This is a genomic window from Rhizobium sp. P2_G9, assembly GCF_056403475.1.
Window position 1 is genome coordinate 1 of record NZ_JBFUFK010000051.1, and the last position, 16,483, is coordinate 16,483.

General features: G+C 62.2%; 13 protein-coding genes and 1 pseudogene. 9 read left to right on the forward strand and 5 right to left on the reverse strand.

From position 1 onward, the window contains the following. Window positions 1–320 precede the first annotated feature (320 nt). The 6 genes and pseudogenes from AC1DYF_RS32480 to AC1DYF_RS32505 all read left to right on the forward strand — a co-directional run bounded on the left by AC1DYF_RS32480 (window position 321) and on the right by AC1DYF_RS32505 (window position 8,563). Window positions 321–1,595, forward strand: a complete 1,275-nt coding sequence (locus AC1DYF_RS32480; RefSeq protein WP_477881985.1) for an aspartate kinase — start codon at window positions 321–323, stop codon at window positions 1,593–1,595. Window positions 1,596–1,680: 85 nt separating this feature from the next. Beyond that, entirely contained in the window at window positions 1,681–3,951 is a 2,271-nt protein-coding gene (ptsP, locus tag AC1DYF_RS32485) for a phosphoenolpyruvate--protein phosphotransferase (RefSeq protein WP_477881987.1), read from the forward strand. A gap of 14 nt (window positions 3,952–3,965) precedes the next feature. After that, window positions 3,966–4,929 (forward strand): annotated as a pseudogene (gene prfA, locus AC1DYF_RS32490) (peptide chain release factor 1). Next, on the forward strand, window positions 4,926–5,777 hold the full coding sequence (prmC, locus tag AC1DYF_RS32495; RefSeq protein WP_477881988.1) for a peptide chain release factor N(5)-glutamine methyltransferase: 852 nt from the start codon (window positions 4,926–4,928) through the stop codon (window positions 5,775–5,777). Before prfA ends, prmC begins: the two are co-directional and overlap by 4 nt. Before the next feature lie 315 nt (window positions 5,778–6,092). Next, window positions 6,093–7,013 carry a DUF4167 domain-containing protein gene (locus AC1DYF_RS32500; protein ID WP_477881989.1) on the forward strand — a complete coding sequence of 307 codons (921 nt, stop codon included), beginning with the start codon at window positions 6,093–6,095 and terminating at the stop codon, window positions 7,011–7,013. A gap of 116 nt (window positions 7,014–7,129) precedes the next feature. Next, a complete protein-coding gene (locus tag AC1DYF_RS32505) occupies window positions 7,130–8,563 on the forward strand; it encodes an amidase (protein WP_477881990.1) in 1,434 nt (477 codons plus the stop codon). Window positions 8,564–8,622: 59 nt separating this feature from the next. Here the strand turns inward: AC1DYF_RS32505 and AC1DYF_RS32510 are convergent, their stop codons facing one another. The 3 genes from AC1DYF_RS32510 to AC1DYF_RS32520 form a co-directional block, all read right to left on the reverse strand. Further along, entirely contained in the window at window positions 8,623–9,096 is a 474-nt protein-coding gene (locus tag AC1DYF_RS32510; RefSeq protein ID WP_477881992.1) for a chemotaxis protein CheW, read from the reverse strand. A gap of 2 nt (window positions 9,097–9,098) precedes the next feature. Further along, window positions 9,099–9,431 carry a hypothetical protein gene (locus AC1DYF_RS32515; protein ID WP_477881994.1) on the reverse strand — a complete coding sequence of 111 codons (333 nt, stop codon included), beginning with the start codon at window positions 9,429–9,431 and terminating at the stop codon, window positions 9,099–9,101. A 152-nt stretch (window positions 9,432–9,583) separates the two neighbouring features. Further along, window positions 9,584–9,865: a YMGG-like glycine zipper-containing protein gene (locus tag AC1DYF_RS32520; protein WP_477881995.1), complete on the reverse strand. Its 282-nt coding sequence runs from the start codon at window positions 9,863–9,865 to the stop codon at window positions 9,584–9,586. 421 nt (window positions 9,866–10,286) lie between these two features. Here AC1DYF_RS32520 and hemA point away from each other — a divergent pair, with 421 nt between their 5' ends. Both hemA and AC1DYF_RS32530 read left to right on the forward strand, forming a co-directional pair. Continuing rightward, complete coding sequence (gene hemA / locus AC1DYF_RS32525; RefSeq protein ID WP_477881997.1) at window positions 10,287–11,501, forward strand: 5-aminolevulinate synthase; 1,215 nt, start codon at window positions 10,287–10,289, stop codon at window positions 11,499–11,501. A gap of 100 nt (window positions 11,502–11,601) precedes the next feature. After that, complete coding sequence (locus AC1DYF_RS32530; protein WP_477881999.1) at window positions 11,602–12,717, forward strand: serine hydrolase domain-containing protein; 1,116 nt, start codon at window positions 11,602–11,604, stop codon at window positions 12,715–12,717. Window positions 12,718–12,988: 271 nt separating this feature from the next. Here the strand turns inward: AC1DYF_RS32530 and dxr are convergent, their stop codons facing one another. Together dxr and AC1DYF_RS32540 are read right to left on the reverse strand one after the other, a co-directional pair. Then, a complete protein-coding gene (gene dxr / locus AC1DYF_RS32535) occupies window positions 12,989–14,167 on the reverse strand; it encodes a 1-deoxy-D-xylulose-5-phosphate reductoisomerase (protein WP_477882000.1) in 1,179 nt (392 codons plus the stop codon). Between the two features lie 96 nt (window positions 14,168–14,263). Next, window positions 14,264–15,643, reverse strand: coding sequence for an MFS transporter (locus AC1DYF_RS32540; protein WP_477882001.1), 1,380 nt, complete (start codon window positions 15,641–15,643; stop codon window positions 14,264–14,266). A 229-nt stretch (window positions 15,644–15,872) separates the two neighbouring features. Between AC1DYF_RS32540 and AC1DYF_RS32545 the strand changes: the two genes are divergently transcribed. Next, window positions 15,873–16,478, forward strand: coding sequence for a LysE family translocator (locus AC1DYF_RS32545; protein WP_477882002.1), 606 nt, complete (start codon window positions 15,873–15,875; stop codon window positions 16,476–16,478). The last annotated feature ends 5 nt before the right edge of the window (window positions 16,479–16,483 follow it).

A 16,483-nucleotide genomic window follows, 5' to 3' on the forward strand; every position in this document is an offset into this window, starting at 1 on the left:
GCGCATCGCAAGGTATTGGATCTACGAATGAACTTTTGAATCGGGCTCTGAGAAATACGAAAGAAAAACAATCCCTTCCGAAATAGCCCTCGACAATTCCATGCTCGAACCTCCCTCACGAATCAGAGGCTTCACACAGATTCACAGATTTCAGACGTTGTCTGCCGTTAACTCACCCGATTGCCCTGCCAACCACCCTCCACCCCATTGAATCCTTATCCCGCTTCCGCTAAGAGACCGCCAAATTCCACCGATCGCGGCGGATGAAAAATTTGGCATGCCTGGATTTTCAGCATGCGCGAGACCGGAACGACAGAAGCATGGCACGCATCGTGATGAAATTCGGCGGCACGTCGGTCGCCAATCTGGAACGCATTCATAACGTTGCCCGTCATGTCAAACGTGAAGTCGAGGCTGGCCATGAGGTCGCGGTCGTGGTTTCGGCCATGTCCGGCAAGACCAATGAACTGGTCGCATGGGTGCAGGACACGCCGAAGACGGTTGGCGGCAACTCGCCTTTCTACGACGCGCGCGAATATGACGCCGTGGTCGCCTCCGGCGAACAGGTGACATCCGGCCTGGTCGCCATCGCGCTGCAATCCATGGGCATCAATGCCCGCTCCTGGCAGGGCTGGCAGATCCCGATCCGCACCGACAATGCCCATGGCGCCGCCCGCATCATGGATATCGACGGCACCGAACTGATCCGTCGCATGGGCGAAGGCCAGGTGGCCGTGGTTGCCGGTTTCCAGGGCCTCGGCCCGGACAATCGCGTCGCCACGCTGGGCCGCGGCGGCTCCGACACGTCGGCCGTGGCCATCGCCGCCGCCGTCAAGGCGGATCGCTGCGATATCTATACCGATGTCGATGGCGTATACACGACCGACCCGCGCATCGAGCCCAAGGCCCGCCGCCTCAAGAAGGTGGTGTTCGAGGAAATGCTGGAAATGGCATCGCTCGGCTCGAAGGTTCTGCAGGTCCGTTCGGTCGAGCTCGCCATGGTATTCAAGGTCCGCACCTTCGTGCGGTCGTCATTCGAGGATCCCGATGCGCCGGGCATGGGCGATTTCGAAAATCCCCCCGGCACGTTGATTTGTGATGAGGAAGAAGTCGTGGAACAGGAAGTCGTAACCGGCATCGCCTTTGCCAAGGATGAAGCGCAGATCTCGCTCAGGCGCGTCGCCGACCGTCCAGGCGTCTCGGCCGCGATCTTCGGGCCGCTGGCGGAATCGCATATCAATGTCGACATGATCGTGCAGAACATTTCCGAAGACGGTTCGCGCACCGACATGACCTTCACCGTGCCGACCGGCGACCTGGAAAAGGCGCTGCGGGTGCTCGACGGCCAGAAGGAAAAGGTCGGCTTCGATGTCATCCAGTCCGAATCGGGCCTGGTGAAAGTCTCCGTGATCGGCATCGGCATGCGCAGCCATGCCGGCGTCGCCGCCCAGGCCTTCTCGGCGCTTGCTGAAAAGGGCATCAATATCAAGGCGATCACGACATCTGAAATCAAGATTTCAATTTTGATCGATGGCGCCTATGGAGAACTGGCCGTTCGCACTTTGCATTCGGCCTATGGACTCGATAAGAAATAATAACGGCCGGGGGGCTGCGACAGTGGGTTGATTCTCTTGATCTGCAGCAGGCTCTTTCGGAATTGGAATTCAGAAGGGCGCTTTAGTGGTCAGAGACCTCGCACATGGTCCGCGCATCCTGCTGAGACGTTTGAGGGAGCTGTCGGCCGAGCCGCTGGAGCCGCAGGAGCGGCTTGACCGCATCGTCCGCCAGATTGCCGCCAACATGGTGGCCGAAGTCTGCTCGGTCTATGTGCTGCGCGCCGACGGCGTGCTCGAACTCTACGCCACCGAAGGCCTGAACAAGGAATCGGTCCATACCGCCCAATTGAAAATGGGCGAAGGTCTGGTCGGTACCATCGCTGCCTCCGCCCAGCCGCTCAATCTCTCCGACGCTCAAAGTCACCCCGCCTTTGCCTACCTGGTGAGCGGCGAAGAATTGTTCCACTCCTTCATGGGCGTGCCGATCCTGCGCGCCGGCCGCGCGCTCGGCGTGCTCACGGTGCAGAACCGCGCGCAGCGGCATTATTCCGACGACGAGGTCGAAGCCCTCGAAACCGTGTCCATGCTGCTGGCCGAAATGGTGGCCAGCGGCGGCCTGAAAAAGCTGACCAGGCCTGGCGAGGAACTCGATCTCACCAGACCCGTCATGGTGGACGGCGAAGCCTATGGCGACGGTATAGGCCTCGGCTATGTCGTGCTGCACGACCCGCGCGTGGTCGTCACCAACCTGCTGAACGACGATGTCGATCTCGAGCTCAACCGGCTCGGCGAAGCGCTGGGCTCGCTGCGCATTCACATCGATGACATGCTGTCGCGCCGTGAAGTTTCGATGGAAGGCGAGCATCGGCAGGTGCTGGAAGCCTACCGCATGTTCGCGCATGACCGCGGCTGGGTGCGCAAGCTCGAAGAAGCGATCCGCAACGGCCTGACCGCCGAGGCGGCCGTCGAGCGTGTGCAGAGCGAGACCCGCGCCCGCATGATGCGGCTGACCGACCCCTATCTGCGCGAGCGGATGCACGATTTCGACGATCTCGCCAATCGCCTGCTGCGACAGTTAGCCGGCTTCGGCGCCCACACCGCGACCGCCGACAAGTTCCCCAACGACGCGATCATCATTGCCCGCAACATGGGCGCGGCGGAACTGCTCGACTATCCGCGCGCCAATGTCCGCGGCCTGGTGCTCGAAGAGGGTGCGGTCACCAGCCATATCGTCATTGTCGCCAAGGCCATGGGCATTCCGGTCGTCGGCCAGGCGGCGGGTGTCGTGGCGCTGGCTGAAAAGGGCGACGCCGTGATCATCGACGGCGAGGATGGCAAGGTTCATCTCCGTCCCGCCCAGGATGTACAGAAAGCCTATGAGGAAAAGGTCCGTTTCCGCGCCCGCCGGCAGGAGCAGTTCCGGGCGCTCAGGTCGGTCGAGCCGCTGACGCGCGACGGCAAGCGCATCAGCCTCAACATGAATGCCGGCCTGCTGGTCGACCTGCCGCAATTGGCCGAATCCGGTGCCGAGGGCATTGGCCTGTTCCGCACCGAACTGCAGTTCATGATCGCCTCGACCATGCCGAAGGGCGAGGAACAGGAAGATTTCTATCGCAATGTCATCAAGCAGGCAGGCAACCGTCCCGTCACATTCCGCACGCTCGACATCGGCTCCGACAAGGTCGTCCCCTATTTCCAGGCGATCAAGGAAGAGAATCCGGCGCTCGGCTGGCGGGCAATCCGCCTTGCGCTCGACCGGCCCGGTCTGCTCAGGACCCAGTTGCGTGCGCTGCTGAAAGCCGCAGGGGGTACCGAGCTCAAGATCATGATCCCGATGGTCACCGAGGTCGAGGAGATGCGCAAGGTACGGGCGCTGATCCAGAAAGAGGTCCAACATCTCTCCAAGTTCGGCCATCAGCTGCCGCGCAAGCTGCAATATGGCGCCATGCTGGAAGTGCCGTCGCTGCTCTGGCAGCTCGACGAGCTGATGATGGAAGCGGATTTCGTCTCCGTCGGCTCCAACGACCTGTTCCAGTTCGCCATGGCCGTGGATCGCGGCAATCAGCGGGTTTCCGATCGTTTCGACAATCTGGGCAAGCCCTTCCTCAGGCTGCTGCGCGACATCGTCCGCGCCGGCGAACGCAATGGCACGCCGGTGACGCTGTGCGGCGAGATGGCCGGCAAGCCGATCTCGGCCATGGCGCTGATCGGCATCGGCTTCCGCTCGGTGTCGATGTCGCCGGCCTCGATCGGTCCGGTCAAGGCGATGCTGCTCGGCCTCGATGCCGGGGCGCTATCGCGCACGCTCAACGAGGTGCTGGACGACAAGACGTCCAACATACCGGTGCGGGATATCCTCAAGCGCTTTGCTGAATCGCACAATATTCCACTTTAGCTCCTGGATTTCCCTTGGCCACTTTACCCGTCGACAAGATGAAGGAACTCGAACGCCGTTTTGCGGAGGTCGAGGCGCGCATGGGCGAAGGCCCGGCGGCGGATGTCTATGTCAAGCTGGCCGCCGAATATGCCGAAAATGGAACTGCCTGACGTGCAGGAGCGCATCGAAGCGCTTGAAAAGGACCTGCTGATCGCGCTGCTGCCCAAGGATGCCGCCGACGAACGCAGCGCGATCCTCGAAATCCGCGCCGGCACCGGCGGCAACGAAGCGGCTTTGTTTGCCGGCGACCTGTTCCGCATGTATGAGCGCTATGCCTCCACCCATGGTTGGAAGGTCGAAATCCTCTCCGAAAGCGAGGGCGAAGCCGGTGGCTACAAGGAAATTATCGCCGAGATTTCCGGCCGCGGCGTGTTCTCCAAGCTGAAATTCGAATCCGGCGTGCACCGCGTCCAGCGCGTGCCGGAGACCGAATCGCAGGGCCGTATCCACACCTCCGCCGCCACCGTCGCCGTGCTTCCAGAGGCCGAGGATATCGATATCGAGGTCCGCGCCGAGGATATCCGCATCGACACCATGCGCTCCTCCGGCGCCGGCGGCCAGCACGTCAACACCACCGATTCGGCCGTGCGCATCACCCATCTGCCGACCGGCATCGTCGTCACCAGTTCGGAAAAGTCGCAGCATCAGAACCGCGCCAAGGCCATGGCGGTGCTGCGCTCACGGCTCTACGACATGGAACGCCAGCGCGCCGACAGCGCCCGTTCGGCCGACCGCAAATCGCAGGTCGGCTCCGGCGACCGGTCGGAGCGCATCCGCACCTATAATTTCCCGCAGGGACGGCTGACCGACCACCGCATCAACCTCACCCTCTATTCGCTCGACCGGATCATCGCAGGCGAGCTCGACGACGTCGTCGACGCCCTGATCGCAGACTATCAGGCAGCCGAACTCGCCCGGCTCGGCTCGGACGCATGACGACGCTCGACGAGATGATGGCGCATATCCGCAACCGCTTCGCGGTGGCGGGGATAGAGGATCCGGCAGCGGAGGCGCGCATCATTGTCGGTGGATTGCTGGACCTGGAGCGCGTCGATTTCATCACCAGGGGTGATGAACATCTTGCTTTGCAGGACGAGACCCGCATCCATGAGGCCGTCGGCCGCCGTGTAAGTGGTGAGCCGCCCTATCGCATTCTCGGCAGGCGGTCCTTCTACGGGCTGGAATTCAAGCTGAGCAAGGACACGCTCGAACCGCGTCCCGACACCGAGATTCTGGTCGACGCCGTGCTGGATGCGCTGAAAGGCCGCGAGGCCGAGCCGCTGTCCATCATCGATCTCGGCACCGGCACGGGCGCTATCGTGCTGGCGCTCCTGTCGCAATTGCCCCATGCCCGCGGCACCGGCGTCGATCTTTCGCCGGCTGCACTGGCCACAGCTAAGGAAAACGCTGCACTCAACGGCCTCGCCGACCGTTTCGAGGTGCGGCAAAGTGACTGGTTCGAAAATATTTTCGGCACCTATGATGTAATTGTCTCCAACCCCCCCTACATTGCGGGCAAGGTTATTCCATCGCTCGATCGCGAGGTGCGTGATTTCGATCCGCTTCTCGCATTGGATGGCGGCGAAGACGGGCTTGATGCCTATCGTGCGATCGCTTCCGCAGCGAAACCGTTTCTCAAGGAAAATGCGCTGGTTGCGGTAGAAACCGGGTTTGACCAGCGCCGTTCCGTCGAGGAGATTTTCCAGAATCGCGGTTTTGTCCTGACAAAAGCGTCGAAGGACTATGGCGGCAATGACCGAGCGCAGGTTTTCCGGACGGGATAGTTGAAATGACGGCGGAAAAACCTGCTTTTTTGGAGCTCTGCCGGAAGAAAGGGCTTGGAATTACCAAAAAAGCGGTCTAGGTTCCCGATCAAGCACCGGGCGGCCATCCCATGAATCTTCAAGTGGAAGAGGGATCGCCGGTTTGGGTTACCTCAGCAAATTGCCGGTTTTTTCAGGTTCGGTGCGGGACTCTGGATTTTTGGAGATTATTCCGGGATCAGCGGCGTCCAGCGGCGCTCAGGCGAAGTCTGTGCATTGGAATGAGCGAATGCGGGCAAACGCAAAATGAACATCTACATATAGGTGAGTGGATTGATGAGGCCTGGTCAACAGAAGCAGCGCAGCCGCGGCCGTAGTAACAACGGCAGCAGCGGCGGTGGCAACAACCATAACAATAACAACAACAATATGAACCGGAAGGGCCAGAATCCGCTGACGCGGACCTATGACAGTTCTGGTCCGGACGTGAAGATTCGCGGCACCGCGCAGACGATCGCCGAGAAATACATGGCGCTGGCCCGCGATGCTTCCAGCTCCGGCGACCGCGTCATGGCCGAGAACTATCTTCAGCATGCCGAGCACTACAACCGCATCATCGCCGCCGCCCAGGCCATGTACCAGGAACGGTACCAGCAAAACGACCGGCAGGATTACAGCGATCGCGACGAGGACGATACGGACGGTCAGGGCAACGATTCGTCGGGCGCCGATATGGGGCAGCCGCATATCGAGCAGCCGCAGCCGCAGATGCAGCAGTCCCGCGAGCGCGATCAGCAGCGTCAGTCGGACCGTCCGCAGCAAAACGAGCGGCCGCAGCAGCACGAACGTCAGCCTCAGCATGAGCGCCCGCCCCAACAGCAGCATGAGCAGCGCCCGCCGCGCGAACCGCGCCCGCCACGTGACAATCAGCAGCCGCGCCAGCCGCGTGAGGAGCGTCAGCCGCGCGAGGTCGTCCAGGCCGCCGAAGCGCAGCCGCAGCCCATTGTCGTCGAGCAGCCGCGCATGGAACAGCCGCGTGTGGTGGTGATCGACGAATCGACGCCGCAGCCGGTGATCGAAGGCACCCCCGCCGAAGTGCAGATCGAGGCCGAAACCTCGACGCAGGAAGCAGCCGCCGCAACGCCCGCGCGGCGCCGTGCCGCCGGCCGCCCACGCCGCACGCCGCGCGCCGCAGCCGACAAGGCCGAGGCCGCCTCGGAGACCCCGGCGGAAGTGCCGGCCGAACCGGCTGAGTAACGGACCCCCTATACTATCGGATAAAGGGCCGCGTCGCTAAGACGCGGCCCTTTGCATTTCCGGTGGGCCGTTGCCATGATCCTCCGATCCAAGGCAATCGCATGGGAGGAATGATGATGGTGACCGCCGATCTGAAAGCACTCTATACCGGGAGTGACGCGCTCGACCTGGCCGCACTGGTCAAGTCGCGAAAGGTTTCGCCGGCGGAGATGGTCGAGACGGCGATCGCGCTGATCGAAGAACACGACCCGAAACTCAATGCTGTCGTCATTCGAACCTTCGACATGGCGCGTCAGGCGGCAGTCAATCCGCCTGCGGGACCATTCTCCGGCGTGCCCTTCCTGCTCAAGAATATCGGCTCGCTGTGGAAGGATACCCCGCTGACGGCCGGTTTTCCTTTCCTGCGTGACTATCGCTGCCCGGAAGACAGCGAGCTCTCGCGTCGCATCAAAGCGGCCGGCTTCCTGCTGCTCGGCCGCACCAACACGCCCGAGGGCGGCTGGTGCATCGGTTCGGAGCCGAAAATGTATGGCCCGACGAAGAATCCCTGGAACGAGGCGATCACGCCGGGCGGATCGAGCGGCGGCGCCGCTTCCGCCGTGGCGGCACGGCTCGTTCCGCTCGCGGAGGGTTCGGATGGCGGCGGCTCGATCCGCGTGCCGTCGTCCTGTTGCGGCCTGGTCGGCCTGAAACCGTCACGCGGCCGGATCACGCTCGGCCCGCAGGTCGCTGATGCTCTCCATGGCGGCGCGCTGACCTTCTGCATCACGCGGACGGTGCGCGACGCAGCGGCCTATCTCGACGCCACCGCCGGTGGCCTGCCGGGCGATCCCTATGATGCAGCCAGGCCCGCCGCCGCATGGCTCAGCCAGATCGCCGGCGGCCCCGGTCGGCTGCGAATCGGCTATACGCTGAAACCCGCCTGGGGTGCGTCCCTCGCGCCGGAGGTAGCCGATACGCTGCTGTCGAGCTTGCGCCTCCTCGAAAACCTCGGACATATCGTCGAGGAGCATGATCTCGGCATCGAGCTCAAGCCGGTCTGGGATGACTATAACATCGTCGTCGCCGGCGAGTTGGCCGCCGAATATGAACAATTCCCGTCCATGGCCGGTCGTGACATCGCGCTCGAGGAATACGCGCTAATCAACCGCGCCATTGTCGAACGCGGCAGGGCACTTTCTGCAATCGGCCTGTCTAAGGCGATCGCCGCCAATCGGCTTGCCACGATACGGATCGCCGCCGACCTCGCGCCCTATGACATCTTCCTGACGCCGACGCTGACGCAATTGCCGCGCCCGCTCGGCTATTGGTCGATGGAGGCGGCCGATCTCGATGATTATCTCGACCGCTGGCAGGACGCCGGCTACATGTTCGCCTTCAACATCTCCGGCCTGCCGGCCATGTCGCTGCCGATGGCGGTGACTGAGAAGAATATTCCCGTCGGCATGCAGATCGTCGGCCGCCATGGCGACGAATCGACCCTGCTACGCCTGGCCCAGCAGATGGAAACCGAAGTCCAATGGCACAAACGCCGGCCACCAGGATACTGAAACGCAAAATCCCCCGCAGACGATCCCGCGAGGGATTTTGAAACAGGCTGCTATGTCGATCAGGCCGCGATGGCTTCCTGGTCGTGGAACATCTTGGCGAGGTTGAGGAAGCAGATCATGCCGTTGTCGCGAGCGATGATGCCGTCCGTGTAAGCCTTGTCGAACGAGGTGGTGATTTCGGGCGCCGGCTGCACTTCCGAACTCTTGATCGTCAGGATATCCGAAACGCGGTCGACCAGCATGCCGATGATCATGCTGCGAACCTCGGTGACGACGATGGCCGAGCGCTCGTTGGCGGCCGTCGATGGCATGCCGAGCTTATAGGCAAGATCGATAATCGGGATGACCGTGCCGCGCAGGTTCATGACGCCGACGACATCTTTCGGTGCATGTGGGATCGGCGTCGACGGCGCCCAGCCGCGGATTTCGCGGATCGTCGTCGTCTTGACGCAGAATTCCTGGTCGTGCAGACGGAACGCGATGATTTCAAGCGTATCGGTTTCGAAAATCGCGGTCGAATTCGCGTTGGCCATTCCTAAAACTCCTCCCAGCTCTCGGCTGTGTGAGCGATTGCGGCATTGCCACGGCTGGCAAGTGCCCGTGCGGGTTTCTGCGGCTTCGGCCGGGCGGGTACCGCGGCCGGCTTGGCGTCCTGTCGCATTGGGTCGGGTGCAGCTTTCAGTGGCTCGCCGGTCCTGGACGTTGCGAGCAACCGGTTGAGCGCGTCGACCTCGGTCGCCAGATTATGGCTCGCGGCGGTCGATTCTTCCACCATGGCGGCATTCTGCTGTGTGCCTCGGTCCATAGTTATAACAGCTTCGTTAATTTCCTTTAAACCGGCGGCCTGTTCGCGGGTCGATTCGACCATTGCGGCCGATATCCTGCACCTGGGCAAGCGCGCGCACTTCCTGGGCGACGGCGGCAAAGCCCCTTTTAAACTTTTCAAGCGCCCAAAATCATAAAGGGCTCGATTCGCACGCGAATCGAGCCCCTTCGTATTTTATTCCGTTCGAGCGTCGCTCAGTAGCGGACGACGACCCGGGTGCGGGCACGCCAGCCGGGCGGGCAATCGTCGATATATTTCCGGCCCCAACGGTCGCGGTAGTAGCACTGGCCCGGCTGGGCTGTCACCGCGCCGAGCACGCCGCCGATGGCGGCCCCGAGTGCGGCGCTGCGGACGTTGTTGCCAAGCAGACCGCCGATGATCGCGCCCGAAGTGGCGCCCACTGCGGCACCCTGTTCCGTCTGCGTGCAGCCCGCGACCGTCAAAGCCGCGAGAAGAACTGCAATTGCCTTATACATATAGAATGCCTCCGTCTGAATGCCGCCCACCGGACGGCTCAGGATAAGTCCCTTCTGCCCCGATCTCTCAAGTCGCCGAAGCCCAGACGCGAGCGCTAGTGAGCAAAAAAGGTCAGAATGTGAAATTGTTTCGAGGCAATAGACAAATATTTCATTAACCTTAAGGAAACGTAAACCCGAGCCCCGCATGATTGGCCGGGCGACAGGCGCCGATGTCTGGCCCCTACCCCCCGAATAGCCATGTTCATTGCGCCGTCTTGATGTCGGTCAAAGCGGCGCAGCCTTATGTATTCCAGACATAGTATGGGCTTCACCGCATATTGATGCGTTGTTACGCCGCGGAAGAGGATGAATTCATCGGGCAGGGGTTGACCGTTGGAATGATTCCAAACAAAACAGTCGGTGAATTTTGGAGACTGAGATGGAATTCGAAGCATTTTTCAAGGACGCGCTCGACGGCCTGCATAAGGAAGGCCGCTATCGTGTCTTTGCCGATCTCGAACGCAAGGCAGGGCAATTTCCCAAGGCAGTGCGCCACACCGAGAACGGCCAGCAGGAAGTGACCGTCTGGTGCTCCAATGACTATCTCGGCATGGGCCAGCATCCCAAAGTGATCGCGGCCATGAAAGAGGCGATCGATGCCTGCGGCGCCGGCGCCGGCGGCACCCGCAACATATCCGGCACGAATCACTATCACGTTCTGCTCGAACGCGAGCTTGCCGACCTGCACGGCAAGGAAGCGGCCCTGCTGTTCAATTCCGGCTATATGTCCAACTGGACCACGCTTTCGACCCTCTGTTCGAAGATTCCGGGAACAATCGTGTTCTCGGACGCCGGCAACCACGCTTCGATGATCGAAGGTATCCGCCATTCGAAATGCGAGCGCGTGATCTTCAAGCACAATGATCTCAACGACCTCGCGGAAAAACTCGCTGCCGCTGATCCCAGGGCACCGAAGATCATCGCCTTCGAATCGGTCTATTCGATGGATGGCGACATCGCCCCGATCAAGGCGATCTGCGACATCGCCGATCAATTCGGTGCAATGACCTATCTCGACGAAGTCCACGCCGTCGGTCTGTACGGCCCGCGCGGCGGCGGCATTGCCGAGCGCGACGGCCAGATGCATCGGCTTACCGTCATCGAAGGCACGCTCGGCAAGGCTTTCGGCGTCATGGGTGGCTATATTACCGGCTCGGCGGCACTCTGCGACTTCATCCGCTCGTTCGCGTCCGGCTTCATCTTCACCACCTCGCTGCCGCCGGCGATCGCTGCCGGCGCACTGGCCTCGATCCAGCATCTCAAGGCAAGCCCGTTCGAGCGCGCCCGACATCAGGACCGGGTTCGCAGGCTGCGCGCTTCGCTCGATGCTGCCGGCATTCCGCACCTCGTCAATCCGAGCCATATCGTGCCGGTCATGGTCAAGGATGCGGCCAAGTGCAAATGGATCTCCGACCTGCTGCTCGACAATTTCGGCGTCTATGTCCAGCCGATCAATTATCCGACAGTGCCGAAGAAGACCGAGCGGCTGCGCATCACGCCGGCCCCCTATCATTCAGACGCGGATATAGAACACCTCGTCAACGCGCTCCATTCACTGTGGTCGCAATGCGCGCTGGCTCGCGCCGTCGCCTGACGAAAAGAGCCTTTCATGGCTGGTGAAAGGCTCTGAGGCCGGCTTGCCTTCCGAGTGCGGATCGTCTTGAGATGATCCGCATTTTGTTTGTGGGGCAAGCATGGAATACCGCATCAATCAACTCATCGATCATGCGCTCGCGGCGAACCGCGTTACAGGCACCGTGGTCCTCGTTTATCGCGACGGCGAACCCGTCTTTCGCCGCGCCGCCGGCTTTGCCGACCGCGAGGCTAGCAAACCTGTCGGCTTCGACAGCATCTTCCGGCTCGCCTCGGTGACCAAGCCGCTGGTCGCAGCGACCGCGCTCGCCATGGTCGAACGCGGTCTGCTCAGCCTTTCGGACACGGCAGCCAGTCACTTACCATGGTTTCATCCACGCCTCGAAACCGGCGAAGTGCCTGATATCACCGTCCATAATCTCCTCACCCACACATCCGGCCTGACCTACAATCCGGCGCTCGAACGACTGCCGCCGGACATGGCGGTCAGTCTCGGCCTTTCTGACACCGACCTCGATTTCGAGGCGAATTTCAGCCGCTTGAATGCCGTGCCCCTACCCTTCCGGCCCGGCAACCAATGGGCTTACGGGCCATCGATCGACGTGCTGGGCGCCATCATTGCCAAGCTCCATGGCGGCAGCCTGGAAGAGGCTGTGGTGCACTATGTCTGCAACCCACTTGGCCTCGCCGACACCCGCTTCCATGTCACCGACCCCGAACGGCTGGCGGTGCCCTATGCCGATGCCGTTCCTGCCCCGATCCGCATGCCCGATCCCTGGACGTCGGCAGACGCCGATGGCTGGACGATTGCCTTCTCGCCGTCACGCATCTTCAATCCGAAGGCCTATCAATCCGGCGGCGCCGGCATGGCGGGCACAGCCGGCGAGATCATGACCTTCCTCGAAGCCCTGCGGCTCGGCGGCCGCGGCATCCTCAAGACCGAGACTGTGGACATGGCTTTCACCAACCGGATCGGCGCGGTCAATCGCGACGAACCCGGTGTGAAATTCGGCTATTTCGGCGCGGTGGTCGAGGACCCGACGGCGGCTGGCACACCGCAATCAAGAGGCACCATTTGCTGGGGCGGCGTCTATGGCCTCAACTGGTTCATCGACAGGGAAAATGCGCTGAGCGTGCTGTCGGTCACCAACAATGCGCTGGAAGGCTGCATGGGGGAGTTTCCGGCGCGGATCACAGAGGCGGTGTATGGGGTTTGATGGCCGGGCAACAGAGTGCGGCGTTGTGCTTGCGGCGGATCCTTCGAGGCCTAATTCCGCTTCGCGTCATTAGGCACCTCAGGATGAGGGCGTGGGTGTGGCGCTGCAGGCGCCCCAATCTCAGCTTGCCGTAAGGGTGCTTGTGGCACTCCGGTCGCCCCACTCTCCCCTAACCCTGGGCACTCTTGCGGCGCAGCCGGAAAAGCCTCGAAGGGTCCTGCCCCAGATTCCCCGGCATTCGACTCAAATCTCGCACCAGCGCGTCGGGCCTTCAGGCCGCAGCAGCCGTCCTCTCGACGATCTCACCCGCCAGCCGCCGTGCCTCTGCATCAACGGCAAACACATCCTCCATCGAGGACGCCGCTTCCACCGACACCATCGCCTCCATCACGCTCTCGGTGATCTCGGCCATGTCGAGAAAGCCCGTTCGGCCATCGATGAACGCCTCCAGCGCCACTTCCTTGGCGGCATTGAGCACCGCACCCTGCACACCACCGCGGCGCATCGCCACGCGGGCGAGCCGCATGGCCGGGAAGCGCGCCTCGTCCGGCGCCTCGAAATCGAGCCGCGCCAGCCTGGCGAAATCGAGCCGTTCGACGGCAAGGTTCGGCCGGCGTGGATGGCTGAGCGCATAGCCGATCGCGGTGCGCATATCCGGACAGCCGAGCTGCGCCAATACCGAGCCATCGGTATAGCCGACCATGGAATGGATGACCGATTGCGGATGCACGATCACCTCGATCTGCTCCGGCGCGACGGCAAACAGGTGCTTTGCCTCGATCATCTCCAGCGCCTTGTTGAACATCGAGGCGGAATCAATCGAGATCTTCAGGCCCATCGACCAGTTGGGATGGGCGCGTGCGGTCGCCGCCGTGACATTGGCCATCTGCTCGCGGCTCCAGGTGCGGAACGGCCCGCCGGAAGCAGTGAGCACGATCCGCTCCAGCGCATGCCGCTGGTTTTCCTCAAGCACCTGGAAAATCGCATTGTGTTCACTGTCGACCGGGATCAGCTTGCCGCCGCCGGCTTGGACCGCCTTCAGGAAGAGGTCCCCGGCGGAGACCAGACATTCCTTGTTGGCAAGCGCAATGTCCGCCCCGCGCTTGGTCGCGGCCAGCGTCGGCGCCAGCCCGGCCGTGCCGACGATCGCCGCCATCACCCAGTCGGACTGCATCTCCGCCGCCTCGACCAGGCCGTTCCTGCCGGCAGCAACCGCGATATCGGTGTCGCTCAAAGCATCCTTGAGATCGTGATAGCGACTGTCGTCGGCAGTAACCACAAGGCGGGCGCCCGACACCCGCGCCTGGGCAGCCAGCAGTGCGATATTGCCGTTGCCGGTGAGTGCCGCGACCTCGATCCGGTCGTCGCCCTTGAGCTGGGAGAGCACGTCGAGCGTGCTGCAGCCGATCGAGCCGGTGGAACCGAGAATGGTGATCGTGCGCGCGCTCATGTTCCCGATTGCCTTTTCGCGTCCGTCATTGCGCCCTCTCTACAGAAGCTTGCTCCGGACGGCAAGGCGGGATGCGATCACGCCGCCTTGAGCGAATCACGCCTCGATGTCGACTTGCCTGGTTTCCTTGCCGAGCAAGAGCGCGATCAGCGTCAACACCGCCATGGCGGAGAGATAGACGCCGACCCAGAACGGGCTGCCCCCGCCCATCTTCCACAGCGCTATGGCGATGAACGGCGCCACGGCGGCACCGAGGATCGACGAGACATTGTAGGAAATGCCCGAGCCCGTATAGCGGACATTGGACGGGAAGAGTTCCGGCAGCAGCGCGCCCATCGGCCCGAAGGTAATGCCCATCAGCGAAAAGCCGATGATCAGCCAGGCCATGACGCCGAACGTGCCGAGTTTCAGCAAGGGCACCCAGAGGAGGCCGAAAAGGATGATGCCGAGCGTGACATAGATCAGCGTCTTGCGGCGCCCCCATTTCTCGGCCCAGGGGCCGGAGACATAGGTGAAGATGCCGAAGAACACCACGCCGATGATCATCATCAGCACGAAGGTCGTATAGTCGTAGCCGAGGCCCGGCATTGCCGGCACCGCCGGCGGCTGCACCGCTGGCGGGTTGACTGGCGCGCGACCATAGGCCAGCGAGAACGTCGTCATCAGGTAGAAGAGAACATAGGTCGCCAGCATGTAGAACGTGCCGAGGATGACCTCCGTCGTATGGGTGGAGAACACCGCGGTGAACGGCACCTTCCTGACCTGGCCGGTGCGCACCGTCTTCTCGAAGGCAGTGCTTTCAACCAGACTCAGGCGCACCCAGAGACCGATCACCACCATGACGGCGGAGAACAGGAAGGGCACGCGCCAGCCCCAGGAGAGGAAGGCGGCAGACGGCAGAGCCGGATTGTCGGATGGCAATATGGCCGCAATGATGAGGAAGAGACCATTGGCGATGATGAAGCCGATCGGCGCGCCTAGCTGCGGAAACGTGCCGTATATGGCGCGTTTTCCCTTGGGCGCATTCTCCGTCGCCACCAGCGCCGCCCCGCTCCATTCGCCACCGAGCGCAAAGCCCTGGGCGATGCGCAGGATGACCAGCAGCAGCGGCGCGAACCAGCCGACACTCGGATAGGTCGGCAGCGTGCCGATCAGGAACGTGGCGATGCCCATGGTCAGCAGCGCGCCGACCAGCGTCGCCTTGCGTCCGTGGCGGTCGCCGAGATGGCCGAAGAAGATGGCGCCAAGCGGCCGCGCCACCATGGCCGCGCCGAACACGGCGAAGGAGGCGAGCAGCGCCGTCGTCTCATTGCCCTTCGGAAAGAACAGATGCGGGAAAACCAGCACTGCCGCCGTCGCATAGACATAGAAATCATAGAATTCGATGGTCGTGCCGATCAGGCTCGCCAGGATGACGCGCGACCGCGTATTGGCCGGAACGGCGACCGATCTCGCCGCCTCAGAAACCGATGCCATAGGCTCCCTCCATATTTTCTTGTTTAAATCTGGCCTATACCAAACGGCGAGATTGCAAAAGCGGAAATATAAGCGACCAAACAGGGCAGGCCTTCATCAACCAAAAATGCACCGAAATCCGACAAAGGCTTGATCACGGTCAAATCCCGTAACCTTCCGGGATGCTTCACCTTGTATAAGTGCTGCAAACGCGCCAATTTGAACGGCGCGGCTGAAGGGAAAGAGAGTGATGGGCCTGGGACATTATGCGGGATTTCTGAGCGGCGTCCTGCTCCTGCTGCTGATGCCGGGGCCGACCAACACGCTGATCATGACGGCCGGCGCCACCCAGCCGCTGCGGCGCATGCTGCCGATGCAGCTTGCCGAAGTCACGGCCTATAGTATCGCGGTGTCGCTGCTGCTCCTGCTTGAGGCGGCGCTGGGCAATTGGCGCTCGCTTGGCGCCGTCACCCTGAAATCGATCGCAATCGCCATCATCCTGCTGCTCGCTTACCGGCTCTGGCATCGGCGCAAATTGGCGGCAGCCGATTCCGGCACGCTGATCACGCCGAAAGCGATCTTCTTCGTCACACTCTTCAACCCGAAAAGCCTGGTCTTCGCCTTCGCCATTTTCACCCCGATCCAGACCGTCTCCGACTGGGCCGTCAAGCAGGCGCTGTTCGCCGTGCTGGTGATCGTCTGCGGCTGGGCCTGGATCGGCGCCGGCCATCTGCTGGCGACCGGCCGGCTGCGCGGCAGCAGTTTTATCCCGGCATTGTCGGCCGTGGCGCTGTGTTGCTTCGCCCTTTATCTCGGCAGCACGGTGGTCGCCGATGCTGCCGCGATAGCGGGTTGAGCTGG